We start from the raw sequence: 19,006 nt of genomic DNA, 5'->3' as shown, positions 1-19,006 counted from the left end.
GTTCCATCACGCGAGCCTACCGCTTCGCGATTTCATGCGAGGCCACCCAGCGGCGGGCCTCGTCCAAATCCTTCCGGCCGTACACGCCGAGCTGCGCATAGCCCTCCACCGCCTGGCGGGCCAGCGTCATCGCGCGCTCACGCTCCGACGGCTTCGCCTGCCACAGCGCCTGCGCGAGCGCGAAGCGCAGCCACGAGGACTCCGCGTCGCTCCACCCCAGCGGCGCCAGCACGCGCTCGGCTTCCTCCAGCTCCTTCAGCGCACGGTCGGGCTTGTTCAGCGCCAGCAGCGCCAGGCCCACGCCCGTGCGTGGATGCACGGTGGCGGCATGCTCCGCGCCCAGCGTGCTCACCTTGCGCGCGAGCGCGGCGTTCAGAATCGGCAGGGCCTCGCGAGGACGCTTGCGGTGCAGCAGCATCAAGCGCCCCACGTCCTCCTCCATCGTGCGCAGCGCCATGTCCTCCGGCGGAAGCACCTTGCGCTGGAGCGCCAGCCCCTCCTGGTAGTGCGACAGGGCCGCGTCCTCGCGCTCCAGCCGCTCCTCCGCGTCGGCGAGCGCTCGCAGCGCCTCGATGGCCTCCAGACTCTCCGGACCGAAGGCGCGGCGCATTCCCTCCAGCGCCTGGCCATGGAGCGCGAGCGCCTTGTCCGGCTCGCCCTTCAATTCATGGACAGTGGCCAGGTCGTTGAGCATCAGCAGCGTCTGCCGGTTGTCCGGGCCCAGCGTGTCACGGCGCAGCGCGTACGCACGCTCCATCCACTGGAGCGCCTCCGCGTAGCGGCCCTGCTCCTTCGCGGCGATGCCCAGGTTGGCGAGCGTGGACGCGAGCTGCGCATGCTGAGGCCCCAACCGCTCCTCCACGATGGCCAGCGCGCGTTGGAAGAGCGGCGTCGCCTCGTCGAAGTGCCCCTGGCGCATGCGCACCATGCCCAGGTTGTTGAGCACCTTCGCGGTGTCCACATGCGTGGGGCCCAGCACGCGCTCCCGCAGCGCCAGCGCGCGCGTGTAGTGCGTCGCCGCCTGGTCGTAGTTGCTCTCGCGGAAGGCGAGGATGCCCTCGTGGTTCGCCAGCCGGCCCTCCAGTTCGGGCGAGCCGCCCATGCGCTCCAGCAGTGAGTGCGCCAGCCGCGCCCACAGGTGCGCCTCGGAGAACCAGTCGCGGTCGTCACTGAGGCCGCCCACCAGGTCCGTGGCCGCGAGCACCGCGACTTCATCGTGACGGCCCGCCGTCGCGGCGGCCATGGCGTCCGCCCACGCGCTCATGGACTCCTCGGTGTGGCTCAGCCGCTGGTGCGCCCAGCCGAGGACGTGCAGGGCCTCCGCCTCCAGCGGGCGGTAGCCCAGCGCGCGCGCCGCGTCCGCGACGGCCTTCGCGGCCGGGAGCGCCTGCTGGTAGCGCCCCGCGTCCAGCAGCGCCTGCGCCTTCGCCAAATCGCCGCGCACCGCGTCCACCTTCGTGCGCAGCGCAGGGTCCTCCGCGAGCGGCACCGGCGCGGCCAGCGCCTCCACGTTGGCGCAGCCGGATACGCCTCGCAGCGCATCCACCGCCTCGCTGCCGCGCTTCACCAGGTCCGCATCCGCGCGCGACAACTCCGCGGTGAGCGCGTCCACGGCTCGCAGGCGCCGGTCCAGGCATGCCATGCGCAACGCGAGGTGCGCCTCGGGCTGCGCGCCGCTGACGCGCGTGGCCTCGCACGCTTGCTGGTGCATGGTGCTCCACTGCGTGCCGTACGCCTCCAGCGCCTTTGCCACCCGCATGAAGACCGCCTCCGCGCCCGGCGCGCCGCTGCCGACGAAGGCCTTCTCCACCGCCGTCCGCTGCGAGGGCCCCCACACGTGCGCGAAGAGCTCGGGAGCACCGGCGCACGGCTGCGCCTGCGGCTTCGACACTGTCACCGCGACGCCGGCCGCCAGCACCACACCACCGAGCAGCACCGCCGCACCGCCCAGCCACTTACGGCGCGCGGCGGACGGGTCCTTGCCCAGTGCGTCCAGCAGCGCATCCATGGAGGGGAAGCGCGCCTCGGGAGATACCGAGAGGCCACGCACCAGGATGCGGTGCACCCAGCCGGGCACATGAGCGTGCGGCGGAGGCGCGAGGTCGGGACGCTCGGCGACGACGGCGCCCTCCTTCGCGCGCGCCGTATCGAGCAGCGTGACGGCCATGCGCCGCAGCGTGTTCTCCTCGAAGGGACGCTGGCCGGTGAGCACCTCGTACACGGAGACGCAGTAGCTGAACTGGTCCGAGCGCGCATCCGCGGGCCGTCCCGCGTACTGCTCCGGAGCCATGTACGCGGGCGTGCCCACCATGGCACCGGTGACGGTGAGGGGCGCGTCCTCGCCGGGTGGCAGCGCGTCCGGCACGGGCACGGTGGGCTCGTCGGACGCGTCGCTCTCGCGGGCGATGCCGAAGTCCGTCACCCAGACGCCGCCCTCGGTGCCGAGCAGCACGTTGTCCGGCTTGAAGTCGCGGTGCACCAGCCCGGCCGCATGCGCGGCGGCGAGCCCTCGCCCCATGGCGACACAGATGGGCAACACCTGTCGGAACGGGCGCTGTGACTTCTTCAGCCACTGACGGAGGTTGCCGCCGTCCACCTTCGCCATGGCGAGGAAGACGCGCCCATCATGCGTGCCCACGTCGTGCACGGTGAGCACGTTGGGATGGGACAGGCGGGCCATGGCCTGTGCCTCGCGCATCAGCCGCAGCGCGCGCGTGTCGCGGGACTCGCCGGGCAGCTGGCGCTCGTGGAGCACCTTGATGGCCACGGTGCGGCGGAGCTCCGGGTCGAAGGCCTCGAAGACCTCGCCCATGCCGCCGCGCCCCAGGCGAGACAGGAGCACGTACCGGCCCACGCGCGTGTGGTGCAGCGGCGTGCCGCCCTCCGTGTGCGTGCCGTCGTCCCGGCCTCCCGTGCCGTAGCCGGCCGCCGGGGGATGACCGTCCTCGGAGGCATGTCCGCTGCTCTCGGAGCGGCCGGTGCCGAAGCCTCCCGCATCCGAGAGGCCCTGCTCCGTTTCCTGAGTATCCCGCGAGCTCGAGGTCATCGGGGCCATCCTACCCCGGGGCCCCCGCAGGCTCCGAAAGGGGCCCCCTCCTGGCATTGTCGACGGAGGACGGCCCCACGTTGCGCCGGACGCGAGGGCGCTGTGTCGGACGACGTGACGCCGCGCGGGGCCGACACGTCGGCGGTGTGTCGCCGAGGAACCTCATGACGCTGGAGCGCGTGGCCTCAGAGGAGCCCCATGGCGGCATGGGGGTTGCTCAAGCACGCCGCATCCCCGCTCGGGCTTCTCTCGAAGGCCGAGCCCTCTCGGAGCATGCCCATGTCGCCTCCCTCGTTCGCCTTCAACACGCTGACGCAGCCGTCCTCCACCGTCACCCAGACGTTCCCCTCGGGCTTCGACGCCACCGCGGCGCTGCTGCTCGCGCAGTGCTGCGGACTGACGTACACGCAATACGCGCAGGGGACGGCGCTCACGAGTACGCAGATTGCCTCCGCGCTGACGGCGATGTCGGGCTACACGTACTCGCTGGTCGCGTCCTTCACGGGCGTCGAGGCGATGGGCCCGGGTGCCGCCTCCGAGGGCCCCGGCGCCTTCGCCACCGTCCCGTACGGCTTCGCGCTCCAGGCGAGCCAGGGCGGCACGCCCGCCTTCAACATCATCGCGCTCCGGGGCACGCTGTCGTGGGCGGAGTGGTTCAGCGACGCCAACGTGATACCGGTGTCCTTCGCGCTCGACACGGTCGACTCGAGCACGGGCCACGTGCACGGCGGCTTCTACGGCGCCTACACCCTGGGCACCGGAGGCACCACGCCCACCAGCAACAACCTGCGTCCCACGGGCTCCATCGCGGCGCAGGTCCAGGCGGCGATGACGAGCCTGTACAACAACGCCAAGAGCACCGCGCTGCCGCTCTACGTGACGGGCCACAGCCTGGGCGCCGCGCTGTCGGTGCTGTGCGCGATGGACGTGGCGGTCAACAGCTCCAAGCTCATCAGCGCGGACGGGCTCTCCCTCTACAGCTTCGCGTGCCCGCGCGTCTCTGGCGGACTCTTCAGCAGCCCGACCCAGTTCGTGACGAACTTCCAGAAGCAGGTGCCCAACAACTTCCACATCGCGAACATGGCGGACGTCATCCCCACGCTGCCGTTGCCCGTGCTGCAGCTCGGCACGTTGGCCCTGGACTACAACCAGGTCTTCTCGAACACACTGAGCTACTGCGCGCAGCTCGGGAGCGTCGCGAGCAACCACTCCCTGGCCGAGAACTACCTGCCCTACGCACAGCAACTGCAGTCCGGGTACTCGTCCGCGCAGTCGAACGTGGTGGTGAAGAAGGCAAGCTGACCGAGGTGCTCCCGACGGGCTCGAGGCATCAGCCCCCGGGCCTGATGGGCCGCCCCAGGGGCTTGGCGGCAGCAGCTTCCTATGGCCTGTTATCGCCGCATGGAGCGAGCAACTCGCAGGGACCCGGTGGCCACGGCATCGGTGACATGGCAGGGGGCTGGGGTGGCCCTCTACCAGCACGCGCAGACGGATGTGCTGGAGCATCGGCACCCCGCGCTGCAGCTCCTCGTCCCACTCGCGAGCCGGCCGCTTCGAGGAAGCTGGCGTCTCACCGGGCGCGAGGTGCACCTGCGGCTCACGCGCGAAGAGGTGTGCGTCGTCGCCTCCGACCAGCCGCACGCCTTCTCCTGGGCGAAGGACGCGCAGGTCGTGTCCTTCTTCCTGCACCCGGAACGGCTCGCGGCGCTCTCCGGTGAGCCCGCCATGGGCGTGGCGCTGCGTGACGTGGGCCCCGCGCGGCTGAGAGACCCGGTGCTCCGGGAGCTCCTGCGCGCCTCCGGCGAGGCGCTGCGCGAGGGAGTGGTTCCATCGAGGATGGAGGTGGACTCGCTGTCCGCGCTGCTCGGGATGCGCCTGCTTCGGTTGGACGGGCAGCGAACCGGCGAGGGTGGAAAGACGGCAGGGCTCGCGACGTGGCAGGTGCGCCGTGTCCACGACTTCGTGGAGGCGAACCTCGACGGCCCATTGGGGCTCGAAGACGTCGCGGCGGTCCTCGGACTGAGCCCCTCCCACTTCGCCCGGAGCTTCAAGCGGGCGACGGGGACCACTCCGCACCAGTTCGTGGTGTCTCGACGGTTGGAGCGGGCACGGCACCTGCTCGCCACCACCTCGCTGCCTCTGGGAGAGGTGGCACAGGCCGCCGGCTTCGCCAACCAGAGCCACTTCACGGCGCTGTTTCGCGCGCGTTTCGCCCTCACGCCCGCCCGCTTCCGCCAGGCCGAGCGACGCCTGCCGGAGCGCAAGTTCACGACAGATGCGGCAGGAACCCGATAGACGCGGGCGTCCGTCCCGGGCGAGCTTGCGCGCCATGCCGTCGCATCCTTCGTCAACCCGCCCCGTCGTCGTGGACCTCCAGCTCGCCCGGCGCGTGGAGCTCGCCCAGGCCGCCCAGAACCGCGGCGGCACCCCGCCTGAAGGCGTCCTCGAAGTCGCCGGAGGGCTCGCCCTGTTCAATGGCCCCGGCTCTCCCCTCACCCAGGCCCTCGCGCTCGGATTGGATGGCCCGGTCAGCGCCGAGGTATTGGACCAGGTCGAGTCCCATCTCGGCCGCGAAGGCGGTCCCGTCCAAATCGAGCTGCTGCCCTTCTCCGACCCCACGCTCGCCCAGGAGCTGAGCCGGCGGCGCTACCGCGTGCATGAGTTCCAGCAGGTGCTCGTGCGTGCGCTGCCCGGCCCCACGCCCGAGACAGGCGGAGCGGAGGTGCGCCCCATCCACCCGGACGAGGCCCAGGCCTTCGCGCGCACCGTGGCCCGTGCCTTCATGGGACGCGAGGAACTTTCGGACGCGGAGGCCGCGCTCATGCTGCCCATGACGACCCTGCCCGATACCGGCTGCTTCCTGGCCTTCATCGACGGCGAGCCCGCTGGAGGTGGCACCGTGTCCCTGCAAGAGGACGTGGCGACGCTGTCGGGTGCGGGAGTGCGAGAGCGCTTCCGGGGCCGGGGGCTCCAGCAGGCGCTGATTGGCGCGCGGCTGGATTGGGCCGCCCGTCAGGGGTGCACGCTGGCGGCGAGCAGCACCCTGCCGGCCAGCCCGTCGCAACGGAACATGGAGCGCATGGGGTTCGTCATCGCCTACCCCAAGGCCGTCATGGTGCGTGACTCCTCCGACAGCCGCTGAGGCGCTTCAGGGGCTACCTCGTCTCGTCGCACTTCGACCGCGAGCTCCGCGCCGTCACCGGGGAAGCGCCCCGGAGCTTCTTCCTCGGCACGGAACACTGCTGACGCACGAACCCCTCACGCCCGCGCGAGCTGCTCCCGCACCAGGGCCCGCAGCACGTCCGCGGCCAGCGGCTTGAGCAGGCACCGCCCCGGGGGCAGGCTCTCCAGGAACGCGCGGGACTCCGGCGTGAAGGCGCCACCGGTGATGAACACCACGCGCTCGCGCTGGTCCGGCGCCACCTCCGCGAGCCGCTGGTAGAAGGCCTCGCCGCTCATCTCCGGCATCATCACGTCGCAAAGCATCAAATCGAACCGCTCGCCGTGCTTCAGGCGCTCCAGCGCCGCCTGGGCGCTCGACGTGCTCTCCGCCGCGAACTCGTTCGCCAGCAGCCGCGCCACGCCGCGCGCCACCAGCGGCTCGTCGTCCACGACCAGGAGCCGCGCCTTCTTCTTCGCCGACGTAATCCGCTCCAGCGCCCGCGTCTCGGGCGTCTCCACCCCGGCATCCGGCGGCGCGGCGGGGAGCACCACGCGGAAGCGCGTGCCCTTCCCCACCTGGCTCTCCACCTGGATGTCTCCCCCGAGCACGCTGACGATGCCGTGGCAGATGGACAGCCCCAGCCCCGTGCCCACACCCACCGGCTTCGTGGTGAAGAACGGGTCGAAGACGCGCGCCAGGTGCTCCGGCGCAATCCCGCTGCCCGTGTCCGCCACCTCCACCACCGCGCGCCCCTGCGGGTCCGTGAAGGTGGAGAGGACAATCTCGTTGCGCTCCGCCTGCCCGTCCGGAATCGCCTGCGCGGCGTTCACCAGCAGGTTGAGGAACACCTGTCCCAGCCGCGCCTCGTTGGCCACCACCGGCGGCACGTTGCCCAATTCCTTCCGCACGCGCGCCCGGTGGCGCACCTCGTTGAGGCAGATGGACAGCGCGCTCTCCAGCACCGGCCGCACGTCGAGCGGGCGCGTGGACTCCTCGTCGCCCCGGCTGAACGTCTTCAAGTCGCGCACGATGTGGCGCACCCGGCCCGCACCCTCGCTCGCGTCGCGCAGCGCCTCCGCCAGGCCCTGCAGCGTGCGCACCGGCATCGTCACGGTGTCGCCCTTCGTCTCGCCCAGCAGCGGCTCCAGCCGCTCCAGCACGAACTGCTGATTGCCGATGACGTAGGACAGCGGGTTGTTGATTTCGTGCGCCACGCCGGCCGCCAGCGTGCCCACGCCGGACATGCGGTCCGACAGGCGCACGCGCTCCTCCATGCGCCGAGCCTCCGTCACGTCGCGCGCCACGGACACCACCGCCGGGCGCCCGCCGAAGCGCAGCACCACGCCGCAGACCTCCGCCAGCGCCACCGTGCCATCCTTGCGCTGCACCCGCGCCAGGCGCTCGGGGAGAATCGCGCCCTGGCGCACCGCGAGCATCCGCTCCGCCCACTCCTGATGCTCCTCCTTCGGCAGGTGGTCGAAGACGGAGTGGCCGATGCTGTCCTCCAGGCGCTTGTAGCCCAGCAGGTCCAGCGACGCGCGGTTGGCGTACACCGCGCGGTCCTCCTGGTACACGGTGAGGGCAATTGGCAGCCGGTCGATGAGCAACCGCAGGCTGCGCTCGCCCTCGGCGGACGTGTCCAGCGCCGTCTTCAGCTCCGCGTTGGCGGTGGCCAACTCCTTCGTGCGCTCCTCCACGCGCTCGCTGAGCTCCTTCGCCCGCGCGCGCAGCCGGCCCACGCGCCAGCGGTACGTGCCCAGGCCTCCGCCCACCAATGCGAGTCCCAGCGTGACGAGGAAGCCCGGCGCCTCGAAGAAGCGCGCGGGACGGTGCAGCAGCACGCCCGTCTCCACCGGCCCCCAGCGCCGGTCCGCGGCCTCCGCCTGCACGCGGAAGCGGTACTCCCCCGGAGGCAGGTTCGTGTAGTACGCCACGCACCTGTCCCCAGCCTCCACCCAGCCCGGGTCCACGCCCTCCAGCCAGTAGCGGTAGCGCACCTTCTCCGGCGCCACGAAGGTGAGCGCCGCCCAGTGCAGCTCCACGTCGGACACGCCCGGCGGCAGGCCCTTCTCCAAATCCACCGCCTGCCCGCGCGACATCACCTCGGTGACGTTCAGCGGCGGGGGAATGCGCGGCCGGGGCTCGGCGGAGGCGGGCACGCGCACCGCGCCCGCCACGGTGGGGAACCACAGCTCTCCATTGACGGTGCGCACCGCGGAGGCATTCGAGTAGCTGTTGCACTCGATGCTGCGCATCCCCTCCGAGCGCCCATACGTCACCGCGTGGACGCGCGTGGCGCGTCCGGCGAAGAAGTCCCGCAGCTCGCTCTTGGGCACGCGGTAGAGGCCGCGGTTGCTGCCCATCCACAGGTGGCCGCGGTGGTCATCCGCCACGGACAGCAGGTTGTTGATGAGCAGCCCATCTCCCCCGCGCACCACCTTCACGCCGTCGCGAGTCACCCGCGCCAGCCCGTCATCGGTGGCCGCCCACAGCGTGGACGGCTCGTTGGCGTCCAGCACCAGGCCGCTGACGTCCCGCCCCGCCAGCTCCCGCTCCGGGCCCTCCTTGCGCACGGTGAGCTTCTCGTCGAGGAAGTCCAACCCTCCTCCCGAGCCCAGCCACAGCCCGCCCCCGGGCGCCTCGAGCATGTTGGTGATGAGGTCCTTGGACAGCCCGTCCTTCGTGGTGAAGACGCGCTGCTGTCCGTCGAAGCGCCGCACCAACCCGTTGCGCGTGCCGAGCCACAGCGCGCCCTCGCGGTCCTGGAAGAGGGACTGGACGCTGTCGCTGGGCAGGCCGTCCTTCATGGTGAGCAGCTCGAAGCGGCCCTCGTGGAAGCGGGCCGCGCCCAGGTTGGTGGCGAGCCACAGCGCGCCCTCGCGGTCCTGCACCATGTCGTAGATGCGCCCCCCCGGCAGCCCGTCCGCCGGGCCATAGCGGGTGACGTTGCCGTCCTTCCACCGGTGCAGCATGCCGCCGGTGCCAATCCACACCGCGCCCTCGCGGTCCGCGTACACGCTCCAGATGAAGTCGTCGGCGAGCCCCTCGGGCATGCCCACGACATCCAGCTCCGGGCGGCGGAGCTGATGGAGGGCGGTGGAGAAGGTGCCCACCCAGAGGCTGCCCTCGCTGTCCTCGAGGAAGGCCACCACGCCCGCGTTGGGAGCGATGCCCTGCGCCGACGTGTACTTCCCGCGCTTCAGGCGCCCGAAGCCCGCCGTCTCCGTGCCCACCCAGAGGCCGCCATGACGCGCCACGCGCAGGGCGGTGACGCGGGGCGGCACCTCGGACGGGCCGGGCTCCAGCTCTCCATCGGAGGAGCGGCGCCACAGGCCATTGGCATGCGTGCCCACCCACAGCATGCCGTCGGCGTCCACGGCGAGCGCCGTCACGTGGTCCAGCGGGCCGGGCGGGGTGACGCGCTCGGCGGTGCTCCCGCGCACGTGCCACAGCCCGGAGGTGCGGGTGCCCACCCACACTCCGGAGTCCGAGGGCGCCAGCGAGCTGATTTCCAGGGTCCCCAGCCCCGGCACGAAGGTGAGCGGCAGGTCCGGCTCCAGCCGCGCGAGGCCATGGTCCGTGCCCACCCACAGCGTCCCGTCCTTCGTGCGCTCCAGGACGGAGATGCGATCTCCCCCCATCCCCGGCCGGGTGGGCAGGACGGTCATGTCCTCCTTGGAGAGGATTCCCTTGGGGAGGCGCACCAGCCCGCAGCCGCCGGTGCCCACCCAGAGCGTCCCGTCCGGCAGCATGGCGAGGGACATGACCTCCTCGCACGGCATCCCGGCGGCCTGGTCCATCACCGTCCAGGTGCGGCCGTCGAAGCGGGCCAGTCCCTCCTGGGTGCCGACGAAGAGGTGCCCGTCGGGCGACTGGGCCAGCGCGAGCGCGGAGCTCTGCGGCAGCCCGTCATCCAGGCCCCAGACGCGATGCAGCGCGCCAGAGAGGGGAACGTCGGACTCCTGCGCCCGGGACGACCCCGCCAGGAGCACCGTGAGCACGGCGAGCGCCGTGAGGTGACGCGTCGTCACCATCGACCGGAGTTGCACGAACAAGAAGTAGGCCCCCACGGAGAAGCAGGGAAAGCCTACCTCAATCCGGGGGTGGCCTTCCGCCCCCGGACTCTCCGTGAGCGTGGAAGACGTGGACTCGAGGCCCCACGGCTCACGCGGGGAGTGTTAAGAAGGTCCCCCCGCAAGGAGCGTCATGTCCGTCCTCGCCATCGGCAACATCGAGAAGGTCCGTGCGCTCGCGGCCAACGCCCGCCTGCTGCTCCTGGGCGGCGCCCGCGCCTCCACCGTCAGCCGCGTCACCGCCTGTGAGCCCGGCGCCTCCAAGGTGCTGTGGAGCACCGAGCTGCCCTCCGCGGTGTCCGCCCTCGCCCTCGCAGGCGACCGCTGGGCCGCCGCCGGCTCCGACGGCACCGTGCACTTCGGCACCCTCTCCGACGGGAAGGTGCAGTTCGCCCTGCACGGCGTCCACCCCGGCGGCGCCACCGCGCTCGCGTCCAGCGCGGACGGGAAGCTGCTCTTCAGCGCCGGCGCGGACGGCACGGTGCGCGCCTGGGACTGGGAGTCCACGCGCAAGGTGCATGAGTGGAAGGCCTCGCCCCAGCCCCTGCGCGCCGTGGCGGTGGACCCGTCCGGCACGTACGTGGCGTGCGGCGGCGATGACGGCGTGGTGCGCTCCTTCACCGTGGCCACCGGCGCCCGGCGCGACATGCCCGGCCACGAGGGCGCGGTGCGTGCGCTCGCCTTCACTCCGCGTGACGGACGGCTCGTCTCCGGTGGAGACGATGGGAAGCTGCGCATCTGGTACCTCGTCGGCGCGGTGGAGTTCGAGGTGCGCGGCGACAAGGACTCCGGCCATGCCGGCTCCGTGCTCGCGCTCCTCTTCCCGCCCACGCCCGCCGCCGAGCCCGGAGGCGAAGAGCCCGCGGACCGCATCTGGTCCGCCGGCAGCGACGGCAAGGTGAAGGCGTGGCGCCTGGACGAGCGCCGCAAGCCGCGCACGTTGGATTTGGGCAGCAAGCCGGTGAACGCGCTGGCCTTCATGGCGGCGCAGGGGCGGCAGGCGAAGGCGACGCTGGGCGGCGTGTTCGCGGCCGGCGAGGACCGCCGCACGCACCGCTTCGGCGTCGCGCTGGACGGCAAGCCCGCGGACGACCAGGTGACGTTCCAGCACGGCTTCGACCTGCTGACGGAGTCCCTCAAGGCCGGCCGTCCCAAGCGCGAGGCCTCCGTTCGCGAGGCCGCCGCGCTGGAGGAGCCCGAGGCGCTGGACTTCGTCCTCCAGGTGCTCACGTCCGACAAGGACGCCGAGGTGCGCCGGCTGGCCGCGCAGGAGCTGGCGGCGAAGGGCCGCACCGCCGCGCGCCCGAAGCTGCGCGAGCGCCTGAATGACGACCACCCCATGGTGCGCCGCGCGGCGCTGGAGGCGCTCGAGAAGCTGGAGACCGAGTCGCCCCTGGGCGCTCCGCGCGCCGCGCTGGACTCGCGCTTCGCGGACATCCGCGTGGCGGGCCTGGAGCGGCTGGCGAAGCTGGGTGGCGTGTCTCCGCTGGTGCCGGGGCTCATCGCCGGGAAGCTCGCGGACGGCGAGGCCGCCGTGGGGCTGGCCGCGCTGGATGCCCTCGTCGAAGTCACTCCGGGCGGCAGCACCGAGCCACTGCGCACCGCCTTCGAGCGTGGCCCCGCGCACCTGAAGGTGGAGGTGCTCATCCGCGCCGCCGGGGCCGGGCTGCTGAGCCATGCGCAGCTCCAGCCGCTGGCCGCTCGCGCGCTGGATGACGCGGACTCGGACGTGCGCCGCGTGGCCTTCACGGTGCGCGTGCTGGAGCGCCGCGCCCTGGCCTCCGCGCTGGAGTCGCGCGACGAGGACTTCGCCCGTGCGACGCGCGACGTGGCCCGCCGGCTGGCCCAGCGCACTCGCAAGGTCCAGGGCGCCGCGCCCAACACGCAGCTCACCGACGCGGAGGTGCAGGCCGCTCGCGACGCGCTGCCCGCGCAGGGCGCCGTCGGTGGCACGCTCGTCGAGGCGGACCTGGAGCCGCTGCTCGCCGCCATGGCCTGCCGCACGCCGGACACGGCGGTGCGTGGGGCTCGCGGCCTCGCGCAGCTCGGGGACGCGCGGGCGCTGGGCGCGCTGCTGCAGCTCTCCCGCGAGCCCGAGTCTCCCATCCGCCGTCAGGCCGCCACCGCGCTGCAGGCGCTGCAGGACCCGCGCGCCCGAGAGCGGCTGGTGTGGATGCTGGACGACTCGGACGCGGACGTGCGCGCCGCCGCGCTGGACGCGGTGGTGGCGCTGGACTCGGACGCGCCGCTGTCCTCCGCCGAGGCCGCGCTGCGCTCGGGCCACGAGGACGTGCGCGTGCGCGGGCTCGACCGGCTGGTGAAGCTGGGCGCGGCGACGAAGGGCGCGGAGCCGCTGCTCGGAGACGCGCTGGAGGACGAGTCCGCCAAGGTGCGCGGCGAGGCCTTCCGCACGCTGTGGGCGTGGAACGAGAAGGTGCCGGAGAAGGCGCTGGACCGCGCGCTGACCGGCCGATTCCCGGACCTGCGCGGCCGCGCGGTGGAGGTGCTCTCCCAGCGCGGCACCGAGGGCTGGGCACTGGAGCGCCTGCGCAAGGTGGTGGAGGACCGCGACGCGGGCGTGGCCACCGCCGCGTACGACGCGTGGGTGAAGCAGGCCGGCAAGGAGAAGCCGGAGCCGCACCTCGCGGCGCTCGCGTCCACGCACGCCTCGCTGCGCATCGCCGGCGCGAAGGGCTCCGTCAACGCTCCGGCGGAGACGCTGCGCTCGCCGCTGCTGAAGCTGGTGCAGGACGAGAACGTCGAGGTCGCCGTCGCCGCGCTGGAGGCGCTCGACAAGCTGGTGCCGAACGAGAACGGCCCGCTGCTGGCGGGTATCGCCGCGGCCTCGCTCTACGTGCGCGTGCGCGCCGCGGAGCTGCTGGCCCCGCGCGGCGCCGAGGACATCATCGAGCCGATGCGGCTCCTGATTACCGACAAGGACCTGGAGCGCCTCTACCCGCCCGCGTTCCTGAATCCGCTGCGCATCCGCGCCTCGCGCGCGCTGGCGTCGCTGGGCTCGCGGCGGCTGCTGAGCTTCTTCGCCACCGTGCTGCTGCCGCACGACCTCGGCGACATCCAGGAGCAGGGCGCCCGGGGCCTCGCCACCGCGAGCCGCCGGGGCGACGAGGGCTACCTGCTGGACGCGCTGGGGCACGCCAACGTGGCGGTGCGCTCGTGGGCGGCGGACGGCCTCTCGCGCCTGGGTGATGTGCGCGCGCTGCCCGTCCTCACCGGCAACCTGCGCCACGACCACCTGCCGATTCGGCTCGGCGCCATCCTCTCCTTCGCGGCCCTGGGCCCGGACGGGGACGGTGGCCTGCTGCACGGCCTGGAGGACCGCGCCCGCGAGGTGCAGGAGATGGTGTTCGCCATCGTCCTCGCGCGGGACTTGCGCGCCAGCCGCCGGGGCGAGCCGCCCGACCTGCTCACCAGCGCCCTCTCCAGTGGAAGGCCGGAAGTGCGCTACGCCGCGGCCCGCGCGCTGGAGCTGCGCACGGAGGCCGACGCGTACCGCGCCCACCTGGTGGAGGCCCTGCTGCCGCCGCGCCCGGAGAAGGCCGGTGACATGAAGGAATGGCCCGCCGAGGAGGACCGCGCCAAGCGCATGGTGGGACTCGCCGAGGCCCTCTCCAGCGACCAGCCCGAGCAGCGCTACGCGGCGGCCCAGGTGCTGCTGCTGCGCAACAAGCCGCTCGACTACTTCCGCGAGGCGCAGAAGGTGGCCCGCCCGCGCACGCTGGAGGCCCCCTGGAAGCCGGAGACGGCGCCTGGCGCGTCGCCCGTGCAGGCCGCTCCGGCGAAGAGCTGGCTGCGGCGCCTCTTCTCGGCGGTGAAGCCGGGCACGCCGGAGACGTCCCCCGAGGCGGCAACGAGCGCCGAGCGGCAGCACCTGCGCCGGCTCGCCTTCGGCGCCTACGTGGGCCTCTTGCGGCAGGTGTCCGCGGGCGACGACGAGGGCCACCGCGTGCGCCGCGACGCCGTGGACCGCGTGGTGAAGCTCACGCTGGAGGGCTACGCCGGCACGCCCGCCGCCGTGGCCGCCCTGCTGCGCGCCCTGGAGGACCCGCACCAGCTCGTGCGCAAGGCGGCGCTGGCGGGGCTCAAGGAGCTGTTCCCCGCCGGCAGCGACGAGCCGCTGGCGCTCGCGCTGGCCTCGCTGGCTCCGGACGTGGCCCGCGCCGCGCTGGACGAGCTGACGGAGCGCGGAGACGCCGCGAAGCCGCGCATCACCGCCGCGCTCAACTCGCCGCTGCCGGACGTGCGCCGCTACGCCTTCGAGCTGCTGGAGAAGCTCAGCCCGCCCGGCAGCCTGGAGCCGCTGCTGGCCGCGCTGGGCAGCGAGCACGCCGACCTGCGCGTGGGCGTGATTGAGCGGCTGGCCGGCGCCAACGACTCGCGCGTCACCGAGGCGCTGGGCCGGGCCATGGCCAGCGAGCACGAGGACCTGCGCATGCGCGCCTCGGAGCTCCTGGCGTGGCGCGGAGACGACCGCGCGGTGGAGGTGCTCGCCACCTTCCTGCGCTCGGAGAACGCGGCCGCCGCGAAGCGCGCGGTGGAGGCCCTGGCCCGGCTGGCCACGCCCGCCGCCGTCAGCACCCTGGCCGCGCGGCTCCAGGCCGCTCCGGATGCGAACGAGCGGCAGCGCCTGGTGGTGGCGCTCGGCGACACGAAGCGCGCGGAGGCACTGGACGTGCTCGCCCGCCGCTGCCTGGAGGACGAGTCCCCCGCCGTGCGCGGCGCCTGCGTCACCGCCGCGATGCACGTCGCCGGCCGGGACGTGAAGAAGCGCGACGCGGCGCTGGCCGTGCGCTTCCTGAAGCAGGCGGTGAAGAGCCAGGACGCGGCGGTGCGGCAGGCCGCCGTGAAGGAACTGGAGTACGGCGACGAGTCCGGCCAGTCCGAAGTCCTCGTGGGACTCTTCGCGGACCGCGACGTCAACGTGCGCGCGGAGGCGGTGGCCCGCTACGCGAAGCGCGTCATCGAGCACGGCGCCAGCGTGGAGCCGCTCGAGGAGATTCTGCGCGGCGGCGCCCGCGAGCTGATGCTGCCCGCCGCGGAAGGCGTGGCGCACCAGGGCCGCGCCAGCGCGCTGCGCCCGCTGCTCCTCTACGCCCGCGCGGGTGAGGACGGACAGCGCGAGCGCGCCCTGCTCGCCCTGGGCACGCTGGGCGACGTGCGCGCCCTCTCCGAGCTGGAGACGGTGGCCGCGGGCGGCACGCCGGAGGCTCCGACCGAGCCCTCCATGGTGGTCGCCGCGATTGAGGGCCTGGGCCGCCTCGCCGCGAAGCTGCCGGACGGGGACGACCGCCGCCGCGTCGAGGAGAAGGTGGAGGCCGCCGCCGTCGAGGGCGTCAGCATCGACCTGCAGCAGGCCGGCATCCGGGGCCTGCGCGCCATCGGCGGCGAGCGCGCCCGCGTGAAGCTGGAGGCGCTGCTCGGCGACCCGTCCACGTTCGTTTACGTCCGCACCACGGCGGCGCAGGAGCTGGCGAAGCTCAAGGACCCGGAGGCGGAGACCGCCCTCGCCCTCGCGCTGGACGCCTCCGAGCAGGACGTGCGCAAGGAGGCGCGCAAGGCACTCGACGCGCTCTTCCCGAAGGAGCGCACGCGGGTGGAGTTCCACGCCGTGGCCAGCCGCTACGTGGACATCTCCGAGCCCGCCGCCGCTTACCTCTCCGACGAGGGAGACCCGGCGCTGCTGGTGCCCCGGCTGGCGACGCTCTCCAACGTGGGCCTGCGGCTGCGGCTGCGTCGCGGACTTGCCCGGCGCGGCGCCCTGCCCGTCCCCGAGGCGGTGGCGCTGCTCGGCAACGACAAGCCGGAGGCCCGCGAGGAGGCCGCGTCCCTGGTGGGCACGTGGACGGGCGAGGCGCGCGAGCCGGGCAAGGTGGACGTGCCCGCGCTGGCCCGCGCGCTGGTGACGGCCGAGCGCCGCACCGCCACCGAGTGGGCCGCCGCGCCCGCGCCCAAGCGCAACGCCCTGGCCGCCGCGTGGGAGCGCCTGCTGTGGGCCGCCTCCCGCCTGGGTGCCGCCGCCCTCTTCGACTCCGCGCGCACCATCCTCCAGGGTGGCGAGGGCCAGGCCCCCGCGCTCGTCCGTCAGGAGGCCGCGCGCGCCCTCGGACGGCTGGGTACGCCGGGCGGCTCGATGAGCTCCGCGCCCGTCCTCTCCGACAAGGAGCGCGGCGCCGCGGCGGAGGCCCTCCGTGCGGCGCTGAGCGACCCGGACGCCCGCGTGCGCGCGGCGGCGGCGGACGCGCTGGCGAAGCTGGCCCCCGAGCGCGCCACCCCGTGGGCGCTGGAGGTGAAGCCCTTCGACCCGGTGGCCCTGGGGCCCACGGGTGTGAAGCCCGCGCCGGACGTGCTCACCACCTCCGAGGGCCGCCGCCTCACCGTGCCCGCGCTGCTGGGCGCGAAGACGGTGGAGCCGCTGCTGGCGCTGGCCCGGAGCGGCAATGCCGATGTGAAGAAGGACGCCTGGGCCGCGCTGGGCCGGGTGGGCGGTGACGACGCGGCGAAGCTGCTGCACGACGCCGCCTTCGACAACTCGCAACCCGTGGAGCTGCGCAAGGCCGCCTGGCGCGCCCACAAACGTGCACGCCGCGCCGCCGAGCGCGTCCGGAAGGAAGGGACTCCGTCGTGACGACCGCCACCCGTCATCCCGTCGAGCTGCGCTACGCCACCGCGAGCGACGTGGAGGCCACGCCGGACGCCTCGCGCGTGCTGCTCTCCCTGGAGGGCTCGCGCGGCACCGTGGGCGTGCGCGGCCGCGTCCGTGACGCCGCCCTCTTCCGCGACGCGCTCGCCGCGACGTTCGGCATCCTCGCCAGCGACTTGCGCTACCGGGGCAAGGACCGCACCGCGTACCTCGCGTACCTCATGAAGCAGGGGAAGCGAGCCAGCGCGCAAATCTGGGAGGCGCAGAAGGCCTTCCTCGACAACGCGCTGGAGGGCGAGGAGAAGAAGGACGCCGTCCTGGACCCCGTCCTCACCGTGGACCCGGACAGCGTGTCGCTCGAGGTCTTCTCCCGCGACGAGAGCGCCTACGCGCGCCTGTCCTTCGACAACGCCCTCTTCGACAACCGCGAGGCGGCGCACGGCTCCACCTTCCTGGACGTGCCGGCGGAATTGCCCGCGCGGCTCGACCGGCTGCGCACCTACGTGCCCGTGTCGCTGGAGGCCCACGTCGCCCTGCCCGCGCGCCCGTCGCAGCCCGCTCGCGAGCCGCGCAACGTGGAGGTACCGCACGCCTGGCTGCGCGGCTTCCTCCAGGTGCAGTCCGCCGCCACGCTGCCCGCGAGCACCTGCAAGCTCGCGCCGGTGGACCTCTACAACCTCCTCTTCGCGCTGCGCACCCGCAAGGCGAAGAAGGCCCCGCGCGCGCTGCGCTTCGAGCTCGTCCCCGGCGCCCCGCCCCGCCTGGTGCTGGAGCCGTGGGAGCTGGTGCTGGAGGCCCACGGCGGCACGTACACGGGCAGCGCTCCCGCGGTGGTGCGCACCTTCGGCCGCCAGCGCCTCGCCGCGCTCGCGCGCCTGCTGCCCCATGCGCAGTCGGTGCGGGTGCAGCTCCTCGGCCCCGGCCTGCCGGTGTTCTGGGTCATCGACATGGGCGCGGCCACGCTGACGCTCGGCCTCACGGGCTGGACGGAGAGCGGCTGGTCCTCGGCCGCCGCCTTCGACGCCCTCATGCCCCGCGCGGTGCCGGACGGGCTCGCGGAGAAGCTGCGCAACCGCCTGCGCGCGGAAGGGCCGCTGTCCTTCGAGACGCTCGTCGCGAACGCCGGGGCTCCGAAAGAGTCCGTGCGCGCCGCGCTCCAACTGGAGTGCCTGCGCGGCCGCGTCCTCTACGACGTGGCCCGGAACGAGTACCGCCCCCGCGAGCTGATGCCCACCCCGGTGGACGAGGCCGTCATCCGCTACGGCAGCGAGCGCGAGGCCCGTGCCCACCGCCTGCTCGAAGGCGCGGGCGAGGTGAAGCTCACCAAGGTGCACGAAGTCGTCGGCGAGGGCACCCGCATCCACGGCGAAGTCGTGGACCGCGAGGCCGTGCGCAGCTTCTTCCCCAGCTTCATGCTGGACGTGGAGGGCCGCCTGCGCGAGGCCAACTGCGGCTGCCCCCACCACCGCCGCTCCGGCGTGCGCGAGGGCCCCTGCGAGCACCTGCTCGCGCTGCGCCTCGCGTACTCGCGCCGCCGCGCCGAGGAGGAGGCACTGCGTCAGACGCCCGAGGGCCGCAAGCTCATCCGCGCCGAGACGCGCTCCTACGTGCGCCGAGACGCGGAAAGTGGCCTCGAAACCGTGTACCGCGTGTCCCTGGACGGGCAGGTGGTGGCGGTGGAATGGGGCCCCCGCACCGGCGAGTCGCGTCATCAGCGGCTCTGGTTCGACTCGGATGCGGAGGCGCGGGGGGCCTATTTCTCGCGCCTGGAGAAGTTGGCGGCTGAAGGCTACATCGACGCCGCCTCCGCCTTGGTGTAAACCCTCAACTCACGGCCCGGCCGCCTCGAAAGGTGGCCGGCAGGACTGGAGCGACGGAACCGACGACGAGATGCGCTTCACGCGCGAGCAGCCGAGAGAGGTCTGGAGTGCATCAGCCTGAGCGCCTCGAGCGCGGGAGCGGCGTTGCGCCGCTCCGGTTGGAATGCAGGACACTCTCCGCAAGGTAGCCTGTTCTTGGCTCTCTCCCTCCTAGGCACTGCGCCCGGGGTGGGTAGCTGAGCCAAC

Annotated in this window: 7 protein-coding genes; 5 read left to right on the top strand and 2 right to left on the bottom strand. The window is 73.3% G+C overall.

Annotation, left to right across the window (positions count from 1 at the left end; genetic code table 11):
* Positions 1 to 16: 16 nt before the first annotated feature.
* Entirely contained in the window at positions 17 to 3,046 is a 3,030-nt protein-coding gene (locus ACVTJA_RS01075; protein WP_465833007.1) for a serine/threonine-protein kinase, read from the bottom strand.
* Positions 3,047 to 3,325: 279 nt separating this feature from the next.
* Between ACVTJA_RS01075 and ACVTJA_RS01070 the strand changes: the two genes are divergently transcribed.
* The 3 genes from ACVTJA_RS01070 to ACVTJA_RS01060 all read left to right on the top strand — a co-directional run bounded on the left by ACVTJA_RS01070 (position 3,326) and on the right by ACVTJA_RS01060 (position 6,188).
* Positions 3,326 to 4,348 (top strand): lipase family protein, encoded by a 1,023-nt coding sequence (locus ACVTJA_RS01070; protein ID WP_465833005.1) that lies wholly within the window; start codon positions 3,326 to 3,328, stop codon positions 4,346 to 4,348.
* A gap of 162 nt (positions 4,349 to 4,510) precedes the next feature.
* Positions 4,511 to 5,341, top strand: a complete 831-nt coding sequence (locus tag ACVTJA_RS01065) for a helix-turn-helix domain-containing protein (protein WP_465833003.1) — start codon at positions 4,511 to 4,513, stop codon at positions 5,339 to 5,341.
* A gap of 34 nt (positions 5,342 to 5,375) precedes the next feature.
* Positions 5,376 to 6,188: a GNAT family N-acetyltransferase gene (locus ACVTJA_RS01060; RefSeq protein ID WP_465833002.1), complete on the top strand. Its 813-nt coding sequence runs from the start codon at positions 5,376 to 5,378 to the stop codon at positions 6,186 to 6,188.
* A 116-nt stretch (positions 6,189 to 6,304) separates the two neighbouring features.
* Here ACVTJA_RS01060 and ACVTJA_RS01055 read toward each other — a convergent pair whose 3' ends face one another.
* Positions 6,305 to 10,258, bottom strand: a complete 3,954-nt coding sequence (locus ACVTJA_RS01055) for a hybrid sensor histidine kinase/response regulator (protein ID WP_465840744.1) — start codon at positions 10,256 to 10,258, stop codon at positions 6,305 to 6,307.
* 157 nt (positions 10,259 to 10,415) lie between these two features.
* Between ACVTJA_RS01055 and ACVTJA_RS01050 the strand changes: the two genes are divergently transcribed.
* On the top strand, positions 10,416 to 16,925 hold the full coding sequence (locus ACVTJA_RS01050; RefSeq protein WP_465833000.1) for a HEAT repeat domain-containing protein: 6,510 nt from the start codon (positions 10,416 to 10,418) through the stop codon (positions 16,923 to 16,925).
* A complete protein-coding gene (locus ACVTJA_RS01045; protein WP_465832998.1) occupies positions 16,922 to 18,760 on the top strand; it encodes an SWIM zinc finger family protein in 1,839 nt (612 codons plus the stop codon). The genes ACVTJA_RS01050 and ACVTJA_RS01045 overlap by 4 nt, the downstream gene beginning before the upstream one ends.
* Positions 18,761 to 19,006 lie beyond the last annotated feature (246 nt).

The sequence above is a fragment of the Pyxidicoccus sp. M6 genome (genome assembly GCF_055568925.1).
Note: the sequence above shows the minus strand (reverse complement) of the source record. Positions and strands in the feature narration are given on the sequence as shown.